The sequence below is a fragment of the Bacillus pretiosus genome, assembly GCF_051294775.1.
Lineage (GTDB): Bacteria > Bacillota > Bacilli > Bacillales > Bacillaceae_G > Bacillus_A > Bacillus_A wiedmannii.
In genome coordinates, this window is record NZ_JBPPHF010000002.1 from 102,297 (window position 1) to 125,254 (window position 22,958).

At 36.7% G+C, this 22,958-nt stretch carries 25 protein-coding genes and 1 riboswitch; of the genes, 14 read left to right on the forward strand and 11 right to left on the reverse strand.

The genetic code is table 11. The annotated features are described in order from the left end of the window. Positions 1-191 precede the first annotated feature (191 nt). The gene (gene pckA / locus ACSG5Z_RS08685) at positions 192-1,778 is read right to left on the reverse strand and encodes a phosphoenolpyruvate carboxykinase (ATP) (RefSeq protein ID WP_087984876.1); all 1,587 of its coding nucleotides are present in this window, start codon (positions 1,776-1,778) and stop codon (positions 192-194) included. Between the two features lie 228 nt (positions 1,779-2,006). Further along, positions 2,007-2,128, forward strand: a riboswitch (SAM riboswitch). Between the two features lie 169 nt (positions 2,129-2,297). Between pckA and metK the strand changes: the two genes are divergently transcribed. Further along, positions 2,298-3,497 (forward strand): methionine adenosyltransferase, encoded by a 1,200-nt coding sequence (gene metK / locus ACSG5Z_RS08690; RefSeq protein WP_000163113.1) that lies wholly within the window; start codon positions 2,298-2,300, stop codon positions 3,495-3,497. Between the two features lie 196 nt (positions 3,498-3,693). Here metK and ACSG5Z_RS08695 read toward each other — a convergent pair whose 3' ends face one another. After that, positions 3,694-3,873 (reverse strand): hypothetical protein, encoded by a 180-nt coding sequence (locus ACSG5Z_RS08695; RefSeq protein WP_000424805.1) that lies wholly within the window; start codon positions 3,871-3,873, stop codon positions 3,694-3,696. A gap of 238 nt (positions 3,874-4,111) precedes the next feature. Between ACSG5Z_RS08695 and ACSG5Z_RS08700 the strand changes: the two genes are divergently transcribed. Further along, entirely contained in the window at positions 4,112-4,621 is a 510-nt protein-coding gene (locus tag ACSG5Z_RS08700) for a MogA/MoaB family molybdenum cofactor biosynthesis protein (protein WP_087984875.1), read from the forward strand. Then, a complete protein-coding gene (locus tag ACSG5Z_RS08705) occupies positions 4,618-5,220 on the forward strand; it encodes a molybdenum cofactor guanylyltransferase (RefSeq protein WP_087984874.1) in 603 nt (200 codons plus the stop codon). The genes ACSG5Z_RS08700 and ACSG5Z_RS08705 overlap by 4 nt, the downstream gene beginning before the upstream one ends. Before the next feature lie 281 nt (positions 5,221-5,501). Here ACSG5Z_RS08705 and ACSG5Z_RS08710 read toward each other — a convergent pair whose 3' ends face one another. The 3 genes from ACSG5Z_RS08710 to ACSG5Z_RS08720 form a co-directional block, all read right to left on the reverse strand. After that, a complete protein-coding gene (locus ACSG5Z_RS08710; RefSeq protein WP_137011947.1) occupies positions 5,502-6,644 on the reverse strand; it encodes a glycosyltransferase family 4 protein in 1,143 nt (380 codons plus the stop codon). 12 nt (positions 6,645-6,656) lie between these two features. Continuing rightward, a complete protein-coding gene (locus tag ACSG5Z_RS08715) occupies positions 6,657-7,190 on the reverse strand; it encodes a phosphatase PAP2 family protein (RefSeq protein ID WP_435711301.1) in 534 nt (177 codons plus the stop codon). A 295-nt stretch (positions 7,191-7,485) separates the two neighbouring features. After that, on the reverse strand, positions 7,486-7,998 hold the full coding sequence (locus ACSG5Z_RS08720) for a gamma carbonic anhydrase (protein WP_000640213.1): 513 nt from the start codon (positions 7,996-7,998) through the stop codon (positions 7,486-7,488). Between the two features lie 74 nt (positions 7,999-8,072). Between ACSG5Z_RS08720 and ACSG5Z_RS08725 the strand changes: the two genes are divergently transcribed. From ACSG5Z_RS08725 to ACSG5Z_RS08735, 3 genes are all read left to right on the forward strand, one after another. After that, positions 8,073-8,876: an alpha/beta hydrolase gene (locus tag ACSG5Z_RS08725; protein ID WP_046958673.1), complete on the forward strand. Its 804-nt coding sequence runs from the start codon at positions 8,073-8,075 to the stop codon at positions 8,874-8,876. Between the two features lie 41 nt (positions 8,877-8,917). Then, the gene (gene tbcS, locus ACSG5Z_RS08730) at positions 8,918-9,982 is read left to right on the forward strand and encodes a tetraprenyl-beta-curcumene synthase (protein WP_046956135.1); all 1,065 of its coding nucleotides are present in this window, start codon (positions 8,918-8,920) and stop codon (positions 9,980-9,982) included. Between the two features lie 61 nt (positions 9,983-10,043). Next, positions 10,044-10,259 carry a hypothetical protein gene (locus tag ACSG5Z_RS08735; RefSeq protein ID WP_088123562.1) on the forward strand — a complete coding sequence of 72 codons (216 nt, stop codon included), beginning with the start codon at positions 10,044-10,046 and terminating at the stop codon, positions 10,257-10,259. Between the two features lie 38 nt (positions 10,260-10,297). On the opposite strand, the gene ACSG5Z_RS08740 is transcribed toward ACSG5Z_RS08735, so the two are convergent. The 6 genes from ACSG5Z_RS08740 to mnmL form a co-directional block, all read right to left on the reverse strand. After that, entirely contained in the window at positions 10,298-11,599 is a 1,302-nt protein-coding gene (locus ACSG5Z_RS08740) for a PepSY-associated TM helix domain-containing protein (RefSeq protein WP_435711302.1), read from the reverse strand. A 123-nt stretch (positions 11,600-11,722) separates the two neighbouring features. Further along, entirely contained in the window at positions 11,723-12,397 is a 675-nt protein-coding gene (locus ACSG5Z_RS08745) for an aspartate/glutamate racemase family protein (protein WP_435711303.1), read from the reverse strand. A gap of 24 nt (positions 12,398-12,421) precedes the next feature. After that, positions 12,422-13,102, reverse strand: coding sequence for an ABC transporter permease (locus ACSG5Z_RS08750; RefSeq protein WP_435711304.1), 681 nt, complete (start codon positions 13,100-13,102; stop codon positions 12,422-12,424). 18 nt (positions 13,103-13,120) lie between these two features. Continuing rightward, positions 13,121-13,954 carry an ABC transporter ATP-binding protein gene (locus tag ACSG5Z_RS08755; RefSeq protein WP_435711305.1) on the reverse strand — a complete coding sequence of 278 codons (834 nt, stop codon included), beginning with the start codon at positions 13,952-13,954 and terminating at the stop codon, positions 13,121-13,123. A gap of 158 nt (positions 13,955-14,112) precedes the next feature. After that, a complete protein-coding gene (gene mnmM / locus ACSG5Z_RS08760; protein ID WP_088064619.1) occupies positions 14,113-14,685 on the reverse strand; it encodes a tRNA 5-(aminomethyl)-2-thiouridylate-methyltransferase MnmM in 573 nt (190 codons plus the stop codon). Then, positions 14,682-15,641 carry a tRNA modification radical SAM protein MnmL/YtqA gene (mnmL, locus tag ACSG5Z_RS08765; protein WP_435711306.1) on the reverse strand — a complete coding sequence of 320 codons (960 nt, stop codon included), beginning with the start codon at positions 15,639-15,641 and terminating at the stop codon, positions 14,682-14,684. Before mnmL ends, mnmM begins: the two co-directional genes overlap by 4 nt. Before the next feature lie 111 nt (positions 15,642-15,752). Here mnmL and ACSG5Z_RS08770 point away from each other — a divergent pair, with 111 nt between their 5' ends. The 8 genes from ACSG5Z_RS08770 (at position 15,753) to ACSG5Z_RS08805 (ending at position 22,903) form a co-directional block, all read left to right on the forward strand. Continuing rightward, the gene (locus ACSG5Z_RS08770; RefSeq protein WP_000840869.1) at positions 15,753-16,016 is read left to right on the forward strand and encodes a YtzC family protein; all 264 of its coding nucleotides are present in this window, start codon (positions 15,753-15,755) and stop codon (positions 16,014-16,016) included. Between the two features lie 15 nt (positions 16,017-16,031). Then, positions 16,032-16,181 carry a hypothetical protein gene (locus tag ACSG5Z_RS08775; RefSeq protein ID WP_001129345.1) on the forward strand — a complete coding sequence of 50 codons (150 nt, stop codon included), beginning with the start codon at positions 16,032-16,034 and terminating at the stop codon, positions 16,179-16,181. Between the two features lie 136 nt (positions 16,182-16,317). Then, positions 16,318-17,340 carry a DUF418 domain-containing protein gene (locus ACSG5Z_RS08780; RefSeq protein WP_435711307.1) on the forward strand — a complete coding sequence of 341 codons (1,023 nt, stop codon included), beginning with the start codon at positions 16,318-16,320 and terminating at the stop codon, positions 17,338-17,340. A 253-nt stretch (positions 17,341-17,593) separates the two neighbouring features. After that, positions 17,594-18,355, forward strand: a complete 762-nt coding sequence (locus tag ACSG5Z_RS08785) for an ABC transporter ATP-binding protein (protein ID WP_046198226.1) — start codon at positions 17,594-17,596, stop codon at positions 18,353-18,355. A gap of 16 nt (positions 18,356-18,371) precedes the next feature. After that, positions 18,372-20,231: an FtsX-like permease family protein gene (locus ACSG5Z_RS08790; protein ID WP_435711308.1), complete on the forward strand. Its 1,860-nt coding sequence runs from the start codon at positions 18,372-18,374 to the stop codon at positions 20,229-20,231. A 346-nt stretch (positions 20,232-20,577) separates the two neighbouring features. Next, the gene (locus ACSG5Z_RS08795; protein WP_088064616.1) at positions 20,578-21,144 is read left to right on the forward strand and encodes a tyrosine-type recombinase/integrase; all 567 of its coding nucleotides are present in this window, start codon (positions 20,578-20,580) and stop codon (positions 21,142-21,144) included. Positions 21,145-21,178: 34 nt separating this feature from the next. Then, positions 21,179-21,676: a cation:proton antiporter regulatory subunit gene (locus tag ACSG5Z_RS08800; RefSeq protein ID WP_001026048.1), complete on the forward strand. Its 498-nt coding sequence runs from the start codon at positions 21,179-21,181 to the stop codon at positions 21,674-21,676. A 3-nt stretch (positions 21,677-21,679) separates the two neighbouring features. Next, the gene (locus ACSG5Z_RS08805) at positions 21,680-22,903 is read left to right on the forward strand and encodes a cation:proton antiporter (protein ID WP_087984862.1); all 1,224 of its coding nucleotides are present in this window, start codon (positions 21,680-21,682) and stop codon (positions 22,901-22,903) included. Positions 22,904-22,958: the final 55 nt, after the last annotated feature.

A 22,958-nucleotide genomic window follows, 5' to 3' on the forward strand; every position in this document is an offset into this window, starting at 1 on the left:
TATGAACTAAGTCATAGATGAAGAGATAAGATATAGAAAGAAGCTTACGTTTTTAACGTAAGCTTCTTTTTTATGTAAGTGTGTATAACCGTTAAGCCGCATTGGGTTTTGTCGGTGAGTACGCGGAACTTTACGGTTACACGACACTTATTCATATGAGTAAAAGGGGTATTCCAACAGAAAGTTTGTACTTAAGCGATTGGACCGCCTAAGTTAATAATATCTTCAGAAACGCTGTCGAACTTTTTGAAGTTCTCTTTGAATTCGCTCGCAAGCTCGATTGCTTTCGCTTTGTAAGCAGCTTTATCAGCCCAAGTTTGTTCAGGCATTAACACTTCGTCAGGTACACCTGGTACGTGAAGTGGAACTTCAAGACCGAAGATGTCATGTTTAGCTGTTTCAGTTTTCGCAAGTTCGCCGCTTAATGCAGCTTGAATCATTGCACGAGTGTAACCTAAGTTCATACGTTTACCAATGCCGTATTCGCCACCAGTCCAGCCAGTGTTTACTAAGAATACTTTCGCATCGTGTTTCTCGATTTTTTCACCAAGCATTTCAGCATAGCGAGATGCATCAAGTGGTAAGAATGGTGAACCGAAGCAAGTTGAGAATGTTGCTTGCGGAGATGTAACGCCGCGCTCTGTTCCTGCTAGTTTACTAGTGTAACCACTTAAGAAATGATACATAGCTTGTTCTTTTGATAACTTACTGATTGGAGGCAATACGCCAGATGCATCAGCAGTTAAGAAAATGATTGTATTTGGGTGTCCAGCAACACTTGGCAGTACGATATTGTCAATCGCATGCATAGGGTATGCAGCACGAGTATTTTCTGTTAAAGTAGTATCGTTATAGTCTGCGATACGCGTTTGGTTATTAATGATAACGTTTTCTAAAACAGATCCAAATTTGATTGCATCGAAAATTTGTGGTTCTTTCTCGTGAGAAAGGTTTACACATTTTGCGTAGCAACCGCCTTCAATATTGAATACACCGTTATCAGACCAACCATGCTCATCATCACCGATTAATTTACGGTGTGGATCAGCAGATAATGTTGTTTTACCTGTTCCAGATAAACCGAAGAATAGTGCTACGTCGCCTTCTTCACCTACGTTTGCAGAGCAGTGCATAGAAAGAATATCTTGTTCAGGTAGTAAGAAGTTCATAATAGAGAAGATTGATTTTTTCATTTCTCCAGCGTATTCTGTACCACCAATTAGTACGATACGTTTTTCGAATGAAACCATAATGAATGCTTCAGAGTTTGTACCGTCAACAGCTGGATCAGCTTTGAAATTCGGTGCAGAAACAATTGTGAACTCTGATTCATGAGTTGTTAATTCTTCTTCAGTTGGACGAATGAATAATTGATGTACAAATAAATTGTGCCATGCATATTCGTTAATAACTTGAATTGGTAGGCGGTAATTGCGGTCAGCGCCTGCAAATCCATTGAAGATGAATAACTCTTCTTTTTCTTTTAAGTATTCTAAAACTTTAGTGTATAATTTATTAAAATGTTCTTCAGAAATCGGTTGATTCACTGCTCCCCAAGCAATTTTGTCAGCAACCGATGCTTCTTTCACAATAAATTTATCTTTAGGAGAACGTCCTGTATATTTTCCTGTTGAAGCAGAAACGGCACCAGTAGAAGTTAATTTCCCTTCATTTCGCATTAATACTTTTTCCACTAATTGCGGAACACTTAGTTGAATCTGTGCATTGCTTCCGTTCAATAATTCATGTAAACCAATTTGGACATTCACAGTACTCATATTTATATACCATCCTTTTCATTTAATGAAATATTTCTCGTAATCCCCAACAAGAGTATAACACAATTATATAAATAATGTATACTATTTATTTCTTTTTGTTTGTGTGAATGTATTATTTCCTTATTAATATTTCATTCCAGGCGTATTGAGAAAAACTTTCAGGAAAATGTGAATATTAATTGACAAATGAATATCATTTCTTTAGTATAGGTTGGGACGGATACTCTCTTATCCCGAGCTGGCGGAGGGACAGGCCCGATGAAGCCCAGCAACCTCACTTGTAGTGGTAAATACAGGTGAATAGGTGCTAAAACCTGTGCGAGGCTAACGGTCTCGAACGATAAGAGCAAAGGGCAAAAAGCAGTATGCAAGTAGCAAATTAAACCTTTCCTCTATGCAAAGTAGGAAAGGTTTTTCTGTATGCTTGTGTGGGAGAATAAATGTATGTCGCAGTTTGTGGCAAATTAAGGATGAGTTCCGTACAATATATACAATTACTGTAGGGAGGTTTACCACATGACAAAAAAACGTCATCTGTTCACATCTGAGTCTGTAACTGAAGGACATCCAGATAAAATTTGTGACCAAATTTCTGATTCAATTTTAGATGCGATCTTATCAAAGGACGCAAATGCACGTGTAGCTTGTGAAACAACTGTAACAACTGGTTTAGTATTGGTAGCGGGGGAAATTACGACTTCTACTTACGTAGATATTCCAAAAATCGTTCGTGAAACAATTCAAGGCATTGGTTACACACGCGCAAAATACGGATTCGATGCAGAAACTTGTGCAGTTTTAACATCTATCGATGAGCAATCTGCTGACATCGCTATGGGTGTTGACCAAGCGCTAGAAGCACGCGAAGGTCTAATGACTGACGCTGAGATTGAGGCAATTGGTGCGGGAGACCAAGGTTTAATGTTTGGCTTCGCATGTAATGAAACACAAGAATTAATGCCACTTCCAATCTCGCTTGCTCACAAATTAGCTCGCCGTTTAACTGAAGTACGTAAAGATGACACATTATCATACTTACGTCCGGATGGAAAAACGCAAGTTACAGTTGAGTATGATGAAAATGGTAAACCTGTACGTGTAGATACAATCGTAATTTCTACACAGCATCATCCAGATGTTACATGGGAAGAAATCGATCGCGATTTAAAAGAGCATGTAATTAAAGCTGTAGTTCCAGCAGAATTAATGGATGGAGAAACGAAATTCTTCATTAACCCAACTGGCCGCTTCGTAATTGGTGGACCACAAGGTGATGCTGGTTTAACAGGACGTAAAATCATCGTTGATACTTATGGTGGATACGCTCGCCACGGTGGCGGTGCATTCTCTGGTAAAGATGCAACGAAAGTTGACCGTTCTGCAGCATATGCAGCTCGTTATGTTGCGAAAAACATCGTGGCAGCTGGTCTTGCTGACAAAGCAGAAGTACAACTTGCATACGCAATTGGTGTAGCACAACCAGTATCAATTTCAGTTGATACATTCGGGACTGGTAAAGTATCTGAAGACGTACTAGTAGAACTAGTTCGTAACAACTTCGATCTTCGCCCAGCTGGTATTATTAAAATGCTAGACTTACGTCGCCCAATTTATAAACAAACAGCAGCTTACGGCCACTTCGGACGTACTGATGTAGACCTAACATGGGAACGTACAGACAAAGCTGCAGCTTTAAAAGAGCAAGCTGGTCTATAATATATGAAAAAAAGCTTTGCGCCGTGAGCGCAAAGCTTTTTTTATTTTGTTTTACTTACAATTTGAATGCATGAGCTACGATATACTTCGCCGTCTAGCTCAATATACTTTTTCATATTCGTCATGCCTTTTCATACGTTTGTATTTCTTTTTTACATGATTTACAAAGGATTGGTTTCTTCTTGAACATATGTAATCAACCTTTCATTTGACGTGCTTTACCCGCGCAAAAGGCACTGCTTAGTAAAAATAGTGTTGCGAATATAATACTTACTAATGTAGCGTATGGAATTGCGCCTTTTAGCGAAAAGCCGACAGTAATGGAAGCGACGAATAAGAGGATGAATGTTGTTGTTAGTTTTTTATAAAGTTCCATAGTGAGTGAACCCCCAGATTATTTTGTAATTTAAAATGAAATCTACCATGTGGAAAATATAAGAGGATTTAAAGAGTAGCTAATGATGTGTAGTCTAGGAGTATAAGAAAGTATATTTTCCTTTTTGTGGTTGTATATACTTATATTGTATCATGGTGTATTAGCGGCTTCATACATAATTGTGTAAAGATAGGTATGATAAAATGAAGAAAAGACTTTAGGAAAGGGAAGATGAAAAATGAGTGTAACTGAACATAAAAAACAAGCTCCAAAAGAAGTGCGTTGTAAGATCGTGACGATTTCCGATACACGTACGGAAGAGACAGATAAGAGCGGACAACTATTACATGAATTGTTAAAAGAGGCAGGGCATACAGTGACCTCTTATGAAATTGTAAAAGATGATAAAGAAAGTATTCAGCAAGCGGTGTTAGCTGGTTATCATAAGGAAGATGTAGATGTTGTATTAACAAATGGCGGTACTGGTATTACGAAACGCGATGTCACAATTGAAGCAGTATCAGCGTTATTACATAAAGAAATTGTCGGATTTGGTGAGCTGTTCCGTATGATTAGTTATTTAGAAGATATCGGAAGCAGCGCAATGTTAAGTAGAGCGATTGGTGGTACAATTGGACGCAAAGTAGTTTTCTCGATGCCAGGATCGAGCGGAGCAGTTCGCCTTGCAATGAATAAATTAATTTTACCGGAATTAGGTCATATTACATTTGAGCTGTATCGCCAATGAGTAAGTATGCTGGAATTGTATTAGCAGGCGGTATATCGAGTCGATTCGGTGAGCCGAAAGCGTTAGCAATTTGGAAGGGAACTACTTTTGTTGAGCATATTGTGAAAGTGATGGGAACTACTTTGCAAGACATTGTAGTAATTAGCCATACTGATATAAAAGAGCGAGTAGAGCAATTCGTACAAGTACCTGTTATAGAAGATATTCCGCATTATAAAGGAAATGGACCGCTTGCCGGCATTGTATCAGGTATGGAATATATAGAAGCAGATTGGTACGCTATTATGCCTTGCGATGCGCCAAATATTTCGCAAGAATGGTTTATCATTTTGCTAGAGCAAACGAGTAATGAATATGATGCGGTTGTACCTATTATTAATGGAAGAAAACAACCGTTACTTGCAGCGTATCATAACCGTGTGAAAGAAAAGATTTATGCTTTGCTTCAGGAAGAAAAAAGAAGTGTGGGCCAGCTTTTATCACAATGTAATGTAAAGTATGTTGCTGGAGAAGATGTACAAGCGCATGCGGATTGGTTTATAAATGTGAATACGAAAGAAGAATATGTGCAGGCTCAAAAAAACCTTTCAAATGAATGAAAGGTTTTTTGGTATACAGAAATTGGGGAACAATTACTGTATAAAGGTATGTGAGTAAGTTGATTTTAAGGGGAATTCTTAAAATCACTATACAGTTAAAACACTGTATAACCATATATTAATTTTTATGGGTTTTTATTACAAGTCTGTTTAGTTATGTTTATTTTTGATATAATGAATATAGAAATAAAACAATGTTTAACCTTATGTATCATTTATGAAACTAAAATTTATAACTGTGTAATAAACTCCCTTCGTCTAGTTGAAGGGAGTTCTTCTGTTTAAGCGAGTAATTCTGATGCGGTGTTCTGAAGGACGGTTTCGTATTGGTCAAGTAACCCACGGAAAATCTCATCCCAGCTTTTTGTTTTAGCATAAGATGAAGCCGCTATGCTCATTTGCATAAGTTGCTCTTCATTTCGCAATAAAGAATGGATGGATGATAGAAATGAATCCGCATGTTTGGGCGGGCAAAGAACTCCTGTCTGTCCATCCGTAATAATATTTTTAACCCCGCCACTATTTGCACCGATGACAGGTGTACCGCATGCAAGTGATTCGAGTACGACATTTCCGAACGTTTCAGTAGCGGATGGAAATACCATGATGTTAGAACAAGCATATACTTCAGCTAAATCCTTACCTTGTAAATATCCAGTAAAAGTGACATTTGTATTCGGAACAGCTTCACGTAAATTTATTGCTAGAGGACCGTCTCCTGCAATGAGCCAATGAATATCGTTTCGAGTATGCGCTGTTTTCGCGATAAGGTGTTGTAACGTATCAATATCTTTTTCAGGGGCAAGCCGTCCAACATAGGAAAGGACATACTTCGCTGTAATATTATATTTTTTTCGGAATAGGTCTGTATTGTAAGATGGATGAAAGAGTGTGCAATCTACACCACGTCCCCATATGGAGAGGGCCTGAAAGCCTTTGTTTTTTAGTTGGTGTAACGTTTCAAAGGAAGGAACGAAATTTTTTTGCATATGACTATGAAACCATTTTAAATAGTTCCAAAGCATATTAGAGAGAAATTCGATTTTGTAATAGCGTAAATAAGCATCGAAATCAGTATGATAAGAACCGACAACTGGGATGTTTAACTTTTTTGCATAATACAATCCACAAAGTCCCATGTTGAAAGGTGTGGCAATGTGAATAATGTCAGGCTTAAAGGAAAGAAGTTCTCGTTTAATGCGCGGAGTAGGAAAAGAAAAGCGACATTCTGGATATAATATTGTTAACGGAATACTTCTCATCTTGTTCACATTAGCCACGAAATTATCTTCAGCTGTATGCTGAGGAGCGAAAACAGAATAGGCGATCTTTTCTTTCTGAAAATAACGTGTTAATCGTTCTAATGTTTTCGCAACTCCGTTAACTTGTGGCGTAAAAGTATCGGTAAAAATGGCGACTCTCATCATATCACTCCTTTATGTGAAAAGTGGGATGAATTGATAAAAAGAGATGATGCCAGAGCAAGTGCCGAGGCACATACCGACGAATACATCAGACGGATAGTGAAGCCCTAAATAAATGCGAGAAATACCAACGCATAATGCTAACGGTAATAGAAAAGCAAATATGCTTGGATTATAGCAAATAAATGGAATAAGGATAGAGAAAACGGCTGTTGTATGACCAGACGGGAAAGAGTGGTCTTTTAATGGATGGACTGGATATTTCGCATCCTGAATTGTTAAATAAGGGCGTTTTCGCGGATACCATCTTTTTAATATTTGTACAGGAATATGGCTAATTGCTAAAGAAATAGCAGTTGCGATTGCAGCTTGATGCAAAGTCCCTTTTGCAAAAATTAAAAAGAAAAGTGTGAGTGCGATTGAGAAAGTAGCACCACCGATATGAGTAATATTGCTGAAAAAGATATTTAATGTTTTTTGATCAAAGTATCGGTTAATTCCTTTGAAAATGTAACATTCTATTTTATACAGTCCACTGACCTTCATGAAAATTCTCCTCCCTCGTTTACATATATATGGAGATATTAGCTTTTATTTTAATAAGATTTTATTGAGGGAGTAATAATGTTTTGTAAAGAAAAAGTTAGTTTTTATCCCGCTTTAATGGGCAGTAAGACCCCCACCTCAAAATGCAGCGAAAGCAAAGAAGTTAGGTGGGGGATCAACTGCCCATAAAAGTCCGATTGGTTCAACTAATAATCAGTGGGGGATGAAGAAAAACCCCACTGATTAAAGTTTCACTTTATATAAAAAGCTGCCACTTTAATGGCAGCTGGAAAAGTTACTTCTGTAATGATTTATAATACTGGCCTTTTTCAACATATTGTGTGCGAATTCGCTCCATGTCTTTACGGTCTTCTTCTGTTAATTCACGAACGACTTTAGCTGGTCGACCGAATGCTAATGTGTTTGGCGGGATTTTCTTTCCTTGTGAAACGAGGCTTCCAGCACCGATAAAGGCTCCTTCACCAATTTCAGCACCATCTAATATAATAGATCCCATTCCAATTAAAGCATCTTTTTTAATATGACAGCTATGTAAAATAACTTGATGCCCAATGGTTACGTCGTCTTCTAAAATAAGAGGATACTGTGGGCTTTGGTGAAGTGTACATTGGTCTTGTACATTTACCCGGTTTCCAATGATTGTTGGTGAAACATCACCGCGTATGACTGTATTAAACCAAATACTTGATTCTTCACCAATGGAAACGTCGCCTGTAATCGTAACATAATCAGCGACAAAAGCACTACTCGCAATTTTCGGATTTTTTTCTTTGTAAGGATATATCATGTAAAGTCTTCCTTTCCTAGAGACTAGTTTCAGTGTATCAAATTATGAGAAAGAGTGAAATGGAGGAGGTCCGTATGTGGAATTATGAAGCAGAGGAAGCGAAAGCTGTCGTTGTTATCGTGCACGGCGCAATGGAATATCACGGACGTTACGAAGCCGTTGCGGAAATGTGGAATCATATCGGCTACCACGTCGTAATGGGGGACCTTCCGTCACACGGAACGACTTCGAGAAATAGAGGACATATTGATTCATTTGATGAATACATAGAGGAAGTTAAATTATGGGTGAAAGAGGCAAGAAAGTATAGGTTACCTATTTTTATATTTGGTCATAGTATGGGTGGTCTTATTGTCATTCGTATGATGCAAGAAACGAAGAGAGAAGATGTAGACGGCATTATTTTAAGTTCGCCATGTTTAGGCTTAGTAGCTGGACCTTCAGCACCACTTCAAGCTGCCTCAAAAATATTAAATATTATCGCTCCAAAATTGCAATTTGCAACGAATCTTACAGTGGAAATGTCCACTCGTAATCATGAAGTTAGGGACGCGATGGAGAATGATTCATTGTTCTTGCGCAAAGTATCAGTACGTTGGTATAGTGAATTGATTAAGTCTATCGAAATTGCTCATAAAAAAATAGATGATTTTCCAGATGTTCCGCTCTTGCTAATGCAAGCTTGTGAGGATAAACTTGTAGATAAAATACGTGTCCGCACTTGGTTTGATAATGTTAAAATAAGTGATAAGGCTTTTAAAGAATGGCCGAATTGTTATCACGAGTTATTAAATGAGTATGAGCGTGATGAAATTTTGAATTATATTCAGTCATTTACTGAAATACGCATCAATAACATAATAGAAACAAACAAATAAGTAAATTATTTGTACATCGAATAGAGGAGATGAAGGAAGAAGTGAACGTACCGAGTAATCCCATAACGCTCATGGCGAAAGTATACCGTGATGTGTTTCCGGTAGTACACCATGAGCTAGCGGTGTGGAAAGAGCGTGCCTACCATATTCCGAATGATGAGCTTCATAGTCAGGCAATCGCGAGTATTGAGAATAAAACGTTTCATTGCGAAGGCGGTGGTATTTTAGCACTGTTAGCAAATGAGCACCGAGAGGAATGCATTCGTTTTATCGTAGCGTATCAAACAATCAGCGATTATTTAGATAATTTATGTGACCGCAGTACATCACTTGATCCGAATGATTTTGCCGCACTGCATGAATCTATGTTAATGGCATTATCACCTGAAGTAGAAGGTGGCGGTAATTATTATCGCTATCGTGATGACCAAGACGATGGTGGTTATTTAGATGAACTTGTTGAAACATGCCAAGATGTTTTAAAGAAAACGAAGCACTATGACAAAATTGCTCCTGTTCTTCATGAACTTGCTTGTTATTATTGTGATTTGCAAATTCATAAACACGTGAAGTTAGAAGAAAGAGAACCACGCTTACAAAAATGGTTTGAAGCACATAAAGAAAATTTACCTGAAATGAGCTGGTTTGAATTTTCAGCATGTGCCGGTTCTACACTTGGAATCTTCTGTCTTGTAGCATATGCATTTCATGATGAATTACATGATGAAGATATTGCGAAAATTAGACAAGGATACTTCCCATACGTACAAGGACTTCACATTTTACTTGATTATTTCATCGATCAAGAAGAAGACCGCGCCGGCGGGGATTTGAATTTCTGTAGTTATTATGAAAACGAGCAAGCGATATTAGATCGTATGAAACATTTTGTAGAAGAAGCAGAGAAGAGCATTGGTGATTTACCTCATGCGAAGTTTCATCGTCTCATAAGCCGAGGGTTACTTGGTATTTATTTATCAGATCAAAAAGTATCAGCACAAAAGAATATGCACAAAATGGCACGGCGCATTGTAAAATACGGAGGGCTTACTTCACGATTCTTCTATTGGAACGGGAAGATGTACCGAAAGAAAATGGCGCAGTGATGAAGAAAACCACTCATGTAGAGTGGTTTTTGTTATAATATGGTAAAGTCTGGTAGTGGAAATGAAGCGATTGTTTCAAAAGCTATATGAAAATATTGAAGTAACGTTACTCATGCTACTTTCCATTTCATTTGTAACTGGAATGTATATGATGATGAATAGGCCAAGTGGTCCTACTATGATGGATTATGTGCCGCAAGTAATAATTGGCACAATTATTATTGTAGATATCGTGTTCTTAATGAATAGTAGAAAAAAACAAACGAATAGTAAATAAAAAAGCATTTGTACACGAGAGTACAAATGCTTTTTTATTTATGATCGTATTTTTGCAAATACATATATGAGAAGTTCAATTGCGAAAATAACTAAAACAGATAGTCCGAATAAAGGCATGACAGCGCCTAGTATAACCATCATGATAAAGAAAACGATTATGCTGTTCTTATCTCTTTGCTTTGGTGGTGCTGCTAATTTTCCTTTCGGCTTTCTTGCAAACCACATTTTTACTCCGTAATAAATAAGAAGTAATAAAGATAATGTCGTTAGTAAGCATAATATTTTATTTGGCCATCCGAATAAATGACCTTCGTGAAGCGGGATACCGTAAGTGAACCATTGTGCAAATAAGCCATAATCACGATAGTCCGTTTTTGAAATGAGTTTTCCGCTATATTGATCAAAGTAAGCTGTTATTTCTTCATTTGGTGCCACATCCATGCCCGTAATACCAGAACCGCTCGATTTCGAAACGGTGAATACACCTTTCGGATCAGTTGGTAGTGAGATAACGTATGGCTTCTTTATTTCAATTCCTTTTTGTAATTCATCGACAGAAATTGTTTTTGGCTCATTTGAATTCGATTCAGGAGGAGCTTCTTTTCTTGTTGCCCACGGCAATTCTTTTACCTTTGATTCAGGCGGTGCCATATACAACTTTGGATATCCAATCGATTCATTCGACGATGCGATTTTATAAATTTGGTTACCCATAAATCCTGACCATGGCAATCCAGATGCGACTAACAAAACGAGTGGAATTGTAAATATAATACCGATAATAGAATGACGTCGTTTTGCTTTTTCTCGCTTATTAGATGCCGGTGTGTTTTTGAACTGGCGTATACTCATATACAATCCAGTTACAATTAAAAAGATTGTCCAGCATGCCGCAAGCTCTATAGTATAGTTGACGACAGTGCCACCAACTAAAAGAGAACTATGTAATTCCCGCATTATATTGGCAAACGTTTCACTTGCATTTTGATCTCCAATAATTTGATTATTGCTATCTAAATACACATATTTTTGTTGCCCTGTATATTCATTTGCAATAGTAAGCCTCGTATTATAATCCCCATTAAACTCACTAATTTTCGCCACACTATAATGTGGATATTTTTTCTCTGTTAAGGAAATAGAATCAGACATCGAAATAGATTCCGTTTGGGCGCTCTTCCCAAAATATAAATCTTTATAGATGAAATCTTCAACTTCTTCCCGAAATAAATACCCAATTCCGCTCAGTGACAACGTAATAAGAAGCGGTGTAATAAAAAGCCCAGCATAAAAATGCCAACGCCAAAAAATGTAATGAAGCGAACGATTTACTTTCATACTTTCAGTTCCCCTAACCTTCCCTATATGAATAAATTCCTCATTTTAATATAGCGAGATTAAGTGTGGATATTTTGAAAGAATTGTGAAAAATGTTAAAAGTTTTGGGGAGGTTTTCTATGTTTATGAAGATCTCTTTGTATTTGATAGATACATCCTAACAACCGCCTCAGCAAGACATTGAGCGGAATCAACAAAATCCTCACCCGCCACCACATTTAAATCAGTACATGCGATAATTGCGGTATCAACTTCATCTTTCAACTGCACAACGAGCGTATTCCACAATTCGCGAGCTTTTTCAATTTCTCCGCCTTTAATACAAGAAATAGTTTGATTAATCATTGTCTGCCATTTTTCATAATGAATGTATTCTATATTCCGTTTTACAATCCCGTCTTGATAAATACCAGCTTGAATTGTCGCTTCTGTTGCGAGAAGCGCGATTCTTTTTGTACTTTCAGGAATTGCTTGTAACGTCTCATCGACTATATTTAAAATCGGGATAGAAAGAGAACGCTGTAATTCTTCAAAATAAAGATGCGCTGTATTGCAAGGCATAGCGATAAATTCTACGCCAGTACTTTCAAGTTTTTGCGCCCCTTCAATAATCACTTTTTTCATCGCCTCGTGATCAATAGCCCGATCCATATAAAACGGTGTTGGACAAGAATAAATCATCATATGAGGAAAGTCCATGTCATGTTTTGCTCCGTATATTGTTTGGCACCCTGCTACAACTGTATCGACGAATGGTCCAGTTGATTTTGGTCCCATTCCTGCTAGTATTCCGATCATTGGTTTGTCTCCTTTAATATGTAATTAAAAACGTTTTTTGCGAACGATAAAAAGAAATAAAGTAAGTAATAAAAATGAATATACGATAGCCCAAGCTGTGAGCCATAGCGTGTGAGTAAGTATATTAAATTTGTATTGTCCAAGCATTAGAAAGCTTTCGACAGGTGGTAAAAACCATAGTAATTCTTTTTTAAATCGGATAGATGCGATCGTTATAAGCAATATGAATGTAAGGCTAAGCCAAGCGGTGCTTGTTTTTTGAATCATATTTCTAGTAAATAAAGTTGCAATTGAAATTCCTATTATAGAGAAAGATATATGAGCGAGAAATCCGACTAGGAATAAAGAAACTGTCATTTTTTCATTAAACATTTGCAAAATCATTGGATAGATTACGGATATAAAAGATAGCACAGTACAAATGAGAAGAGCGGTAATATATTTACCCACATATAGTGCGGAAATATTATTTGTGTGAGAAATAGTAATTTGTTCTTGTACAGGATCTTCCGTATGAAAAATTGTGATTGTAATCCAGGCAGATAATAAATAAAGGGCGAGAGCTGTTTCTAAGTATGTCGGTACAATAGGAGTCGGCTTATATGTATATACAAAAAGTAAGCTCACAAAGTACATCGCAATAGGAGGGACGTACTTATACGATTTTGTATAGTCGAGAAAATGGTAACGAATAAGGGCAAACATAATAAACCTTCTTTCGATTTAAAAGTTAGGTTGTAGCAGTGTGATAGATGCTTTTTTATGTAATAAAAACTGAAGCATTTCGTTTGTATATTCTTTTTCGATTTGTAATTGAATAAGGTTTTGATTTGAATTGTGTGCAACGTGTATAAATCCTAATTGTTTCCGTAGTTCTATCGCTGAAAATGTTTCGTGAACGATTGCTTCAATATAGACTTGTTCTGCTCCTTTTTGTACAGAGATATTTTCCGTGATTGTATGATTTGCTAACTTCACAATTCTATCGGCGAAGTTTTCTAGTAGTTGTTTTTCGTGACATGTGAAGAGTATAGATATGCCGTGTTTTTTTAATGAGAGTAAAATATGTTCTAGTTCTTGCTGAGAGTTAGGATCTAGCCCAGAAAGTGGTTCATCTAAAATTAATAAATGGACATCTGTAAGTAATGCTTGTAAGATGCCTGTTTTTTGTTTCATACCTTTTGAAAAGTTTCGTACAACAGAATGCCTTGCATGATGTAAATGAAAAGATTCAAGAAGCATCGGAATTTTATCTTTTAAATATTTTGTTGATAAACCGTGGATGTGGCCGAGATGATATAAATAATCTTCTAATGTAAAACGAATCCCTTCAGGAAAATGTTCAGGTACATAGCCGATTTGTATATGTTCTTTTCTTTGAAGTGTCCCTGCCGTAGGTGAAATAAATCCTGCAATTATTTTGAGTAGCGTACTTTTTCCAGTCCCGTTCCCGCCAATAATAGCGAGCGCTTCTCCTTCTGGAATGGATAAATCAATGTTGTCTAGTATAAGTGATTTGCCATACTTCTTTTGAATTCCCCTTAGTTCTACTAGCAAAGTTCTATCCTTCTTTCTTCAAATATTGTATATATCCATTATATAGGAGAATAACAAAAAGACGTGCAATGAGTGCACGTCTTTTTTTGTTATGTTTTGTCGATAAGTTGATATAGTGTGTCGAATCGTCGATATATCGAAAAAATCGTTGATATATTTTATCGCTTCTCAATCGCCACAATAAATGGTGGGTTATTTTGCTGGTTAATGAAGCCGTATCGTAGTACGTGAGCTTGTTTTTGGTCGAGTTCTTCTGCAAATTTGAGAACAGCGTCGCGTTCTACTTGTCCTTCTGGGTGTCCGTGGTAAATGACAAGGACGATGATTCCTTCAGGTGCCATTACTTCTAGTAATTGTTCAATTGCCGAGAGTGTTGAGTTCGGTTTTGTAACGATATGCTTGTCACCACCAGGAAGGTAACCTAAGTTGAAGATAGCGCCTGTTACTTTTCCTTTTGCATCTTCTGGTAGTACGGATAGAAGCGTATCGTGACTATCGTGAACTAAAACAGTGCGTTCAAAAAGCTCTTTTTCTTTTAGACGGATAGTAGAGCTTTCAATTGCTTCTTTTTGAATATCAAATCCAAATACTTTTCCGTTATCTCCAACGATTTCAGCTAGGAAGCATGTGTCATGTCCATTGCCGAGCGTTGCATCTACAGCGTAATCGCCTTCTTTTACTGCCGTTTGCAGTAGTGTGCGAGCAAACGGTAATACACGTTCTAATTTCATTGTTGTTTCTCCTCATTTGCATATTTTCCTTGCCAGCTTCCGCGGCGTACAAATTCTGCATCGATGGAATTTAATACTTCCCATTTATTTAAGCTCCACATTGGACCAATCATTAAGTCAGGCGGACCGTCACCTGTGATACGGTGCACAATTACGTCTTCTGGAATCATTTCAAGTTGGTCAACAACGAGACTTACGTAATCTTCAAGAGAAAGGAATTCTAGTTGTCCTTTTTCATATTGCTTCACCATTGGCGTTCCTTTTAATAAATGAAGTAAATGAATTTTAATTCCTTGTATATCAAGCTTCGCTACTTCACGAGCTGTTTCCATCATCATGTCGTAATCTTCAAGTGGAAGACCGTTAATAATATGAGAGCAAACTCTAATGCCATGCTTACGTAATTTATTTACACCTTCCACGTAAGATGGGTAATCATGAGCGCGATTAATAAGGTTTGCAGTTCGTTCGTGAACAGTTTGTAAACCGAGTTCAACCCAAAGGTATGTGCGTTTATTTAAGTCCGCTAAATATTCAACGACATCGTCCGGTAAGCAATCTGGACGAGTGGCGATAGAAAGACCGACAACGTCTTTTTCTGCTAGAAGCGGTTCGAATTTTTCTTTTAACACTTCAAGTGGTGCATGTGTATTTGTGTACGCTTGGAAATAAGCGATACATTTTCCGTCTTTCCACTTTGAGCGCATTTTTTCTTTCATTTCATGATATTGCGTTATAACATCATCGCGGCGATCACCAGCGAAGTCACCAGATCCGGCAGCACTACAAAATGTACAACCACCGTAAGCAACTGTACCGTCACGGTTCGGGCAATCGAAGCCAGCATCTAATGAAACTTTAAAGATTTTTTCACCAAATTCATTTCGTAAATGGTAATTCCATGTATGATAACGTTTATTGTCGTTTGTATATGGAAAAGGGTTTTGAACCTTCATTACTTTCCCTCCTAAGCCGAGTCAAAATGAAACAAAATCCATTATAACATACTCATAAGGTTCATATGGAAGGGACACACTAAAGGGGAATTGAAGCAAGGAGGGACAATTATGGCAGAGCGTCAATCACTTGAATCGTATATTACACAAGCAGAACAAGCGGTGGAATATGCGAAAGAACAATTAGACCAAGGTATGAGACAAGAGCATTATAATACGATGGAGTATTCAGATGCACAGTTACAATTAGAACAAGCATATAACGATTTACAAACGATGCAGCAACATGCGAATGATGAGCAACGTGAGCAGTTAAATAGAGCACGCATGGCAATTCGCCAACTGCAACATCAAATGATTATTACACCGCACTAATAAGGAGTGAATGTAATGGCGAAACGTTCAGATCAAAATAATCCAGAGCAAAAAACGCAAAATGGACATAACGCTGAGTTTTCAAATGAACTTGATCCAGTTGTTCAAGTGAAACAGCGCAACAGTAAAAAAGGACAACCTCAAAGATCAAAGCAATCAGAGTAAACCAGGTCGCAATATGACCTGGTTTTATTTTGCTATATGACAATAATGTAAGATTTCTGTAAGGTTTGCCGATAGTTGTAAGCTTACTTTTCCAGTAGAGTAAGGGAGGATTAAATTTTGGACAAGGAGTTGCTTTATGGGGAACAACATTACAAACAAACGAATTGATGAGTTAGATTACATTCGTGGCTTCGCATTACTGGGGATTATTTTAGTAAATATTCTTGCACTACTAAATATTAAGGTACCCGATCCTAATACAGTAGATGCCAGTTATCAAAGGTTTCTATACTTATTTGTAGAAGGTCGTTTCTTCTCGATTTTCTCATTCTTATTTGGAGTAGGATTCTACATCTTTATTACAAGAGCAATTGCGAAAGGGAAGAATGGGTACGTTCTATTTCTACGCCGCGTAGTTGCACTATTTATTTTTGGTTTAATTCATCAAATGTTTCAGCCTGGAGAAGCACTAGCGTTATACGCAATTTGCGGATTAGTCGTTTTACCGTTTTATAAAGCGAAAAAAGAAGTGAATGTAGTACTCGGTCTTATTCTTACGATAGCTTTTAGTATTATGGCAGCTAAGGAATTATTACCATTAGGTTTAATTTTATTAGGTCTTGCTGCAGGGCAGTATAAAGTGTTTGAAAACCTTTCAGCAAAAATCAAACAAGTCGCTATTTTTACAGGCATTATGTTTGTTTTAAGTGTTGCAGCGTTATGGTATCAATATGGGCATGTTCCTGCTAATCCATTTGTAAATATGATAATTATGAATGAAGATGGAACAATGGACGCTGCAGGTCAATTCTTAAAAATTGGTGTTACAGTTGGACCAATTATTTCAGCTTTCTATGTAGGAGCATTAATTTTATTACTTCAGTTAAAACCAGTTCAAACATTGTTAGCACCATTGAAATACTACGGTCGTATGGCTTTAACGAATTATATCGGACAAACTGCAATGATTTTAATTGCTGGTAGTGTGTGTAACTTTGCAGGAAACTTAACATACATGCAGACGTTATATGTATGTATCGCAATTTATGTTATTCAAATTGTGTTTAGTGTAATTTGGATGAAAATCTTTAAAATGGGTCCACTAGAATGGATTTGGCGTGTTATTACGTATTGGACGGTAACACCTTTAAAGAAATAAGGAGAGAATTGGGCTGTTCCTTTTGTGGAACAGTCTATTTTTATTGTCATCTTTTTTCGGTAAGTCGATATTCCTTTGAGAATCGCTGATAAAATTGCATTTACCAATGAGGTTGATCCAAAAGAAAACGAACCTTACACGCGCGCCTTTTTTATATTACAAAAGTGTAAGGTAATTGTAATGTTAACAAATAGCAGTTCTCTTCTAAAAGGCGCAAAATAGGTAATGGAAAAACAAGCGTAGGAGGATATATATGACGAAACCAGTTGTAGACGTGAAAAACGTTCAAAAAGTGTACGGTAAAAAAGGTGAGAACCAATCACACGCGTTAAAAGGTGTTTCATTCTCAATTCAAGAGGGTGAGTTTGTTGGAATTATGGGACCATCTGGTTCTGGTAAAACGACATTATTAAATGTAATTTCAACGCTTGATAAAGCAACGGGCGGCGTTGTTGAAATTGCGGGTACGGATATTACGAAAATGAAGCAAGGTGAGCTTTCTGATTTCCGTTCACAAAAATTAGGATTTATCTTCCAAGACTTTAACTTATTAGAGAACTTATCTATTTATGAAAACATCGCACTTCCACTTTCCCTTCAAGGTGTTTCATCACGTAATATTGGACCGAAAGTAGAAAAAGTAGCGGATATGCTAGGGATTACAGAAATTCTTCAAAAGTATCCATCTGAAGTATCTGGTGGACAAAAGCAGCGTTCAGCAGCAGCGCGTGCACTTGTGCATGAGCCAGCAATTATTTTAGGGGACGAGCCAACAGGAGCTCTTGATTCTAAAAATGCAACGAGTTTACTTGATGCGATGACAAACTTAAATAAAGATCAAGGTGTATCGATTATGATGGTTACGCATGATCCGTATAGTGCAAGTTACTGTCAGCGTATTTTATTCATTCAAGATGGTGAGCTATATAAAGAAATTCATCGCGGTGGTACGCGTGAAGAGTTCTACAAAGAAATTTTAGATGTACTTGCAGATTTAGGTACACAAAAAGCGTAAGAAAGGAGGTTCCAGTATGTTATTTAAACTTTCCATGTCGGGGCTGAAGAGTAAGCTGAAAGATTATATCGTCTTACTTGTTGGTCTTGTCATGTCTATCTCAATTTTTTATATGTTCCAAACGTTAGCGCTTAATAAAGCGTTTATTGAATCTAACTCAGTTATTCAATCAATTGGATTCGTATTCCAGGCAGGTTCATTTTTACTAGCCATTATAACGTTCTTCTACATTTTATATGCGAACTCTTTCTTATTATCTCTTCGTCAAAAAGAGTTTGGTATGTACATGATGTTAGGAGCAAAAAAACATAAAGTTACATTGCTTATGTTTATTGAAACGATTGTATTAGGTGCTGCGTCTCTTGCGATTGGTATTACAGTTGGTGTAGGACTTGCAGAAGGTATCGGACAGTTATTAATGAAACAATTAGAATTTGCTGGTGAAGGCTATAAAGCATTTTATCTTCCATCTATGACTGTTACTTGCATTTTCTTCTTTGCACTATTTGTATTATCAGCAATTATGAACAGTATTAAGTTATCACGTATTTCTGTACTGCAACTTGTACATGCAGACGCACAAACAGAGCGTGTTGCAGTAAAGGGAAAAATGACAGGTGTCGTTGCAATCCTTGCTGTTATTTTATTAGGAATTGGCTATGCATCAATGATTTATATGGCAAAACTAAGAGAAATGGGAATCCTTATTGCATTAATTACAACAACAACTGGTACTTACATGCTATTTGGATCACTTCTCCCAGTTATCATTAGAAAGTTAAAGAGTAATAAAAAACGTAGTGAAAAAGGACTTAATGCTTTTACGTTTGCACAATTAAATTTCCGTATTAATAGCTTAACGAAAGTACTTGCAACGGTAGCGATGTTAGTTGCTCTTGGAGCGGGTGCAATTTCAGGTGGTATGGCGTTTAAAAATAACGTTATAAAAATGGTTGATGGTTTAGTAATATATGATTCAGTTATTCATAACCCAACAGTTGAAGAAAAGAATATTTTAGATGGTATTACATTTAAAGAGAAAAATGAATATCGTTACAAAGTAGATAATAAATACGTTTATTATGTAAAAGAAGATTTAGAGAAAAATCCTCCTTTCGTACAAGATACAAAACAGATGGAAAGTATGAAGGATTTAGGAAAAATAAAGAAAGTTTCAGAGGAACTGCCAGTAGGTGCAGTTTCTAGAGAAATGAATGAAAAAGATGCGAGTGCTAAAGAACTTCCAGAAGAATGGAACGAGGCTTTCAGAACAATTCAGCCATTTTATCTATATGAAGATCATGCAATTAAAATTGTAGATCAGAAAATGTACGATACTGTAAATGGTAAAGAAGGAATCGTAGTTACTGGAAAAACAGACGATTTTGTAGCATACACAACAGAATGGAAAAAACTTGACGAGTTGCAGCTAGTTAAATATAAAAATGTAAAAGCTGAAAGATTAGATAGTAAATATCAATCTTACAATGGATTCTACGGCGTTGCGAGTGGAACAGTATTTATGGGATTCTTCCTTGGAATTGCGTTCTTAGCAATGATGGCAAGTTGTTTAATGTTTAAAATTCTTTCTGGTGCATCAAAAGATATTACACGTTATCAAATGCTTCGTAAAATCGGTGTGCGCCGTGAGTTATTAACGAAATCGATTTATAAAGAATTATTCTTAGTATTCTTATTCCCGGCAATTGTGGGTATCGCTCACGTATTAGTTGGTATGAATATTTTCGGATTTATTTTAATGGATCCTTACTTCCGTATTTGGGTACCGATCGTAATTTTCGTAGTTATTTATGCGATTTATTACTTCATTACAGTTCAATTGTATAAAGGAATTGTTCTTCCAAAAGAAGATTAATAGGTAAAAAGCCGAGTGAAAGTGCTCGGCTTTTTGTATTTTCAGAAAAAAACACTTTAATGTTACTAAAATGTATAATATAATGTAAATAAGTAACATAATATGAAAGTATCAGCAACCGGAAAATGAAAGGAGGAATCCGATCTGTAGAAAGAAGCTGAACTTGTACTCCCCCTATTTTTTCTACCCACACCGTATTTGTACAATCATAAATTTCCAAATGAAAAATTGTCGTAAGAGTATATTGTGAAAATAATGGATAATACATGGAAATCTCATAGCATGATAAGGTAAAATGGACAGGATAATGAGAAAATTACCGTTCATAAGATGAGGAGATACATGTATGGAAGTTGTAGAGGCATTAAAAGATATAAGCCAAATTGAGGCTATGAAAAAGTATTTAAAAGAGCATTCGCAGCGAGATTATCTTTTATTTGTTATTGGAATTAACACTGGATTAAAGATCACTGAACTACTTAGTATGAAATTTGAAGAGGTATTGAATGAAGATGGAACTGTTAAAGAGTTCTATTCTCTTCCTGTGAAAGATGAAAAATTCAAACAAGATATTTATTTAAATACAAAAGTAAAAGAAGCCCTTTTAGAGTACGCACAATCTATTGATGCTCAAAGAGAAAACTACGTATTTCAATCTAATAAAACGAAAAATTCAATCTCACGCCAACAAGCATATCGTGTTATCCATAGCGCAGCTGAAGCGGTTGGGATTGTTGGAAAGATTGGAACGAATTCAATGCGAAAAACATTTGGATTTCATGCGTACAAAAGAGGAATAGCGATTGCGCTATTGCAAAAGCATTTTCATCACGCAACTCCATCAGAAACGCTCAAGTATTTAGGAATCTCAAAAGATGAGAAGTTTAAAACAGAGATTGATGTAGATTTGTAAGAGCCGTAACTAAAAACTTTAGGAGGCGGAAAATATGAATATTAGAGAGAGTGAACTACCTGGCATTGGATGTAAATTTGAAGTGATAACAAAAGGTAATGAAAAAATGGTTATTGTGATTCATGATGATGGCCGAAGAGAAATGTATCATTTTGATGCGGATCATGATGAGAGTATTTCAAGCATTTCTCTTCGTGATTCTGAAGCGAGACAAATTGCGGCTATATTAGGCGGAATGGTATATAGGCCGCAAGCGCTAGACACAATTGAGATGGCTTTTGAAGGATTATCAATTGAATGGTTTAAGGTGGAGAATAATGCACCAGTAGTACAACAAACAATTGGTAGCTTACATGTCAGAAAAACATATAACGTAACGATTATTGCTATTTTGAAAAAGAATATGAAGAAATTCTTTAATCCAGGTCCAGATTCTATTATTGAAGCTGGCGATATGCTCGTATTGTCGGGTGAAAGACATGAAGTGAAAAGAATTATTAATGAATTGCTTTCAGCAGGAGGTGATTCCTAATCGATGGATACTTTAATCTTTGAAGTTGGAACTGCGTTAGTATTAGTAGCTTTTGCAGCTATCCTCGCTGCGAAGTTAAAGTTCTCGATTATTCCGTTTCTCATTATACTCGGTATGTTAGTGGGGCCTCATGCTCCAGATTTAGGACTTATCGATTTAAGGTTTATTGAAAGCGGAGAAGTTATTTCCTTCCTCGGCCGTGTTGGCGTCATATTCCTCTTATTCTACTTAGGTTTAGAATTCTCAATAAAAAAATTAATTAAATCAGGAAAGTCGATTGCTTTTGGGGGTAGTATTCATATATCGCTTAATTTCATATTGGGTTTACTTTATGGATATGTTATGGGTTTCCCCTTATTAGAAACATTAATTATTGCTGGAATCATTACAATCTCATCGAGTGCAATTGTTGCAAAAGTAATTGTTGATTTAAGAAGATCTGGTAATAAAGAGACTGAATTAATATTAGGAATCATTATGTTTGATGATATCTTTTTAGCTGTATATTTATCAGTCGTTTCAGGGTTAGTACTCGGTGGTGCAACATCATTTGTAGGTGCTCTTACATCGGTGTTAATCGCGGTAGGGTATATGCTACTATTCTTTGTAATCGCTAGAAAAGCTACGCCGTTTCTAAATAAAGTATTAGATATTTCGTCAAACGAAATTTTTATTATCGTAATATTCGCCATTTTATTCTTTGTAGCAGGATTTTCAGAAACGATTCATGTTGCTGAGGCAATTGGAGCATTATTGTTAGGACTCGTCTTTTCTGAAACAGAGCATAGTGATCGGATTGAGCATCTCGTCGTTCCATTTCGTGACTTCTTTGGAGCCATATTCTTTTTCAGTTTCGGTTTAAGTATAGATCCGTTTTCACTTGGAGGAGCAGTGTGGTTGGCATTAGGAGCAGTTTTCATTACGCTCATCGGTAATTTTACAGCTGGAATGATGGCGGGACGTAAAGCCGGGTTATCGCATAAGGCTTCTACGAATATCGGTTTAACCCTCGTATCACGCGGAGAGTTCTCCATTATTGTAGCCAATATCGGCATTGCGGGTGGTTTAATGGCAACGATTAAACCGTTCTCTGCACTGTACGTTTTAATATTAGCATCCTTAGGACCGCTATTAACGAAGGAGTCTGGGAGAATATACTCTCTACTAGATAAAATATTTAAATGGAGTGCGAAAGAACGTGCGAAGCGAGAAAAAGAAGTTGGATAGTATAAATAAGGGGGAGACTGCATGAACTTTATGTAGTCTTCCTTTTTTATATATT

What these genes read in the sequence shown, in the direction of transcription:
- ACSG5Z_RS08795 (WP_088064616.1), top strand. Translation starts at nt 20,578, where the DNA reads ATGGAAGTTGTAGAGGCATTAAAAGATATAAGCCAAATTGAGGCTATG.
- ACSG5Z_RS08805 (WP_087984862.1), top strand. Translation starts at nt 21,680, where the DNA reads ATGGATACTTTAATCTTTGAAGTTGGAACTGCGTTAGTATTAGTAGCT.
- ACSG5Z_RS08770 (WP_000840869.1), top strand. Translation starts at nt 15,753, where the DNA reads ATGGCAGAGCGTCAATCACTTGAATCGTATATTACACAAGCAGAACAA.
- ACSG5Z_RS08700 (WP_087984875.1), top strand. Translation starts at nt 4,112, where the DNA reads ATGAGTGTAACTGAACATAAAAAACAAGCTCCAAAAGAAGTGCGTTGT.
- ACSG5Z_RS08705 (WP_087984874.1), top strand. Translation starts at nt 4,618, where the DNA reads ATGAGTAAGTATGCTGGAATTGTATTAGCAGGCGGTATATCGAGTCGA.
- ACSG5Z_RS08790 (WP_435711308.1), top strand. Translation starts at nt 18,372, where the DNA reads ATGTTATTTAAACTTTCCATGTCGGGGCTGAAGAGTAAGCTGAAAGAT.
- ACSG5Z_RS08735 (WP_088123562.1), top strand. Translation starts at nt 10,044, where the DNA reads ATGAAGCGATTGTTTCAAAAGCTATATGAAAATATTGAAGTAACGTTA.
- ACSG5Z_RS08745 (WP_435711303.1), bottom strand. Translation starts at nt 12,397, where the DNA reads ATGATCGGAATACTAGCAGGAATGGGACCAAAATCAACTGGACCATTC.
- metK (WP_000163113.1), top strand. Translation starts at nt 2,298, where the DNA reads ATGACAAAAAAACGTCATCTGTTCACATCTGAGTCTGTAACTGAAGGA.
- mnmL (WP_435711306.1), bottom strand. Translation starts at nt 15,641, where the DNA reads ATGAAGGTTCAAAACCCTTTTCCATATACAAACGACAATAAACGTTAT.
- ACSG5Z_RS08740 (WP_435711302.1), bottom strand. Translation starts at nt 11,599, where the DNA reads ATGAAAGTAAATCGTTCGCTTCATTACATTTTTTGGCGTTGGCATTTT.
- ACSG5Z_RS08775 (WP_001129345.1), top strand. Translation starts at nt 16,032, where the DNA reads ATGGCGAAACGTTCAGATCAAAATAATCCAGAGCAAAAAACGCAAAAT.
- ACSG5Z_RS08715 (WP_435711301.1), bottom strand. Translation starts at nt 7,190, where the DNA reads ATGAAGGTCAGTGGACTGTATAAAATAGAATGTTACATTTTCAAAGGA.
- ACSG5Z_RS08750 (WP_435711304.1), bottom strand. Translation starts at nt 13,102, where the DNA reads ATGTTTGCCCTTATTCGTTACCATTTTCTCGACTATACAAAATCGTAT.
- ACSG5Z_RS08725 (WP_046958673.1), top strand. Translation starts at nt 8,073, where the DNA reads ATGTGGAATTATGAAGCAGAGGAAGCGAAAGCTGTCGTTGTTATCGTG.
- ACSG5Z_RS08800 (WP_001026048.1), top strand. Translation starts at nt 21,179, where the DNA reads ATGAATATTAGAGAGAGTGAACTACCTGGCATTGGATGTAAATTTGAA.
- ACSG5Z_RS08785 (WP_046198226.1), top strand. Translation starts at nt 17,594, where the DNA reads ATGACGAAACCAGTTGTAGACGTGAAAAACGTTCAAAAAGTGTACGGT.
- ACSG5Z_RS08695 (WP_000424805.1), bottom strand. Translation starts at nt 3,873, where the DNA reads ATGGAACTTTATAAAAAACTAACAACAACATTCATCCTCTTATTCGTC.
- ACSG5Z_RS08710 (WP_137011947.1), bottom strand. Translation starts at nt 6,644, where the DNA reads ATGAGAGTCGCCATTTTTACCGATACTTTTACGCCACAAGTTAACGGA.
- ACSG5Z_RS08720 (WP_000640213.1), bottom strand. Translation starts at nt 7,998, where the DNA reads ATGATATATCCTTACAAAGAAAAAAATCCGAAAATTGCGAGTAGTGCT.
- mnmM (WP_088064619.1), bottom strand. Translation starts at nt 14,685, where the DNA reads ATGAAATTAGAACGTGTATTACCGTTTGCTCGCACACTACTGCAAACG.
- ACSG5Z_RS08780 (WP_435711307.1), top strand. Translation starts at nt 16,318, where the DNA reads ATGGGGAACAACATTACAAACAAACGAATTGATGAGTTAGATTACATT.
- pckA (WP_087984876.1), bottom strand. Translation starts at nt 1,778, where the DNA reads ATGAGTACTGTGAATGTCCAAATTGGTTTACATGAATTATTGAACGGA.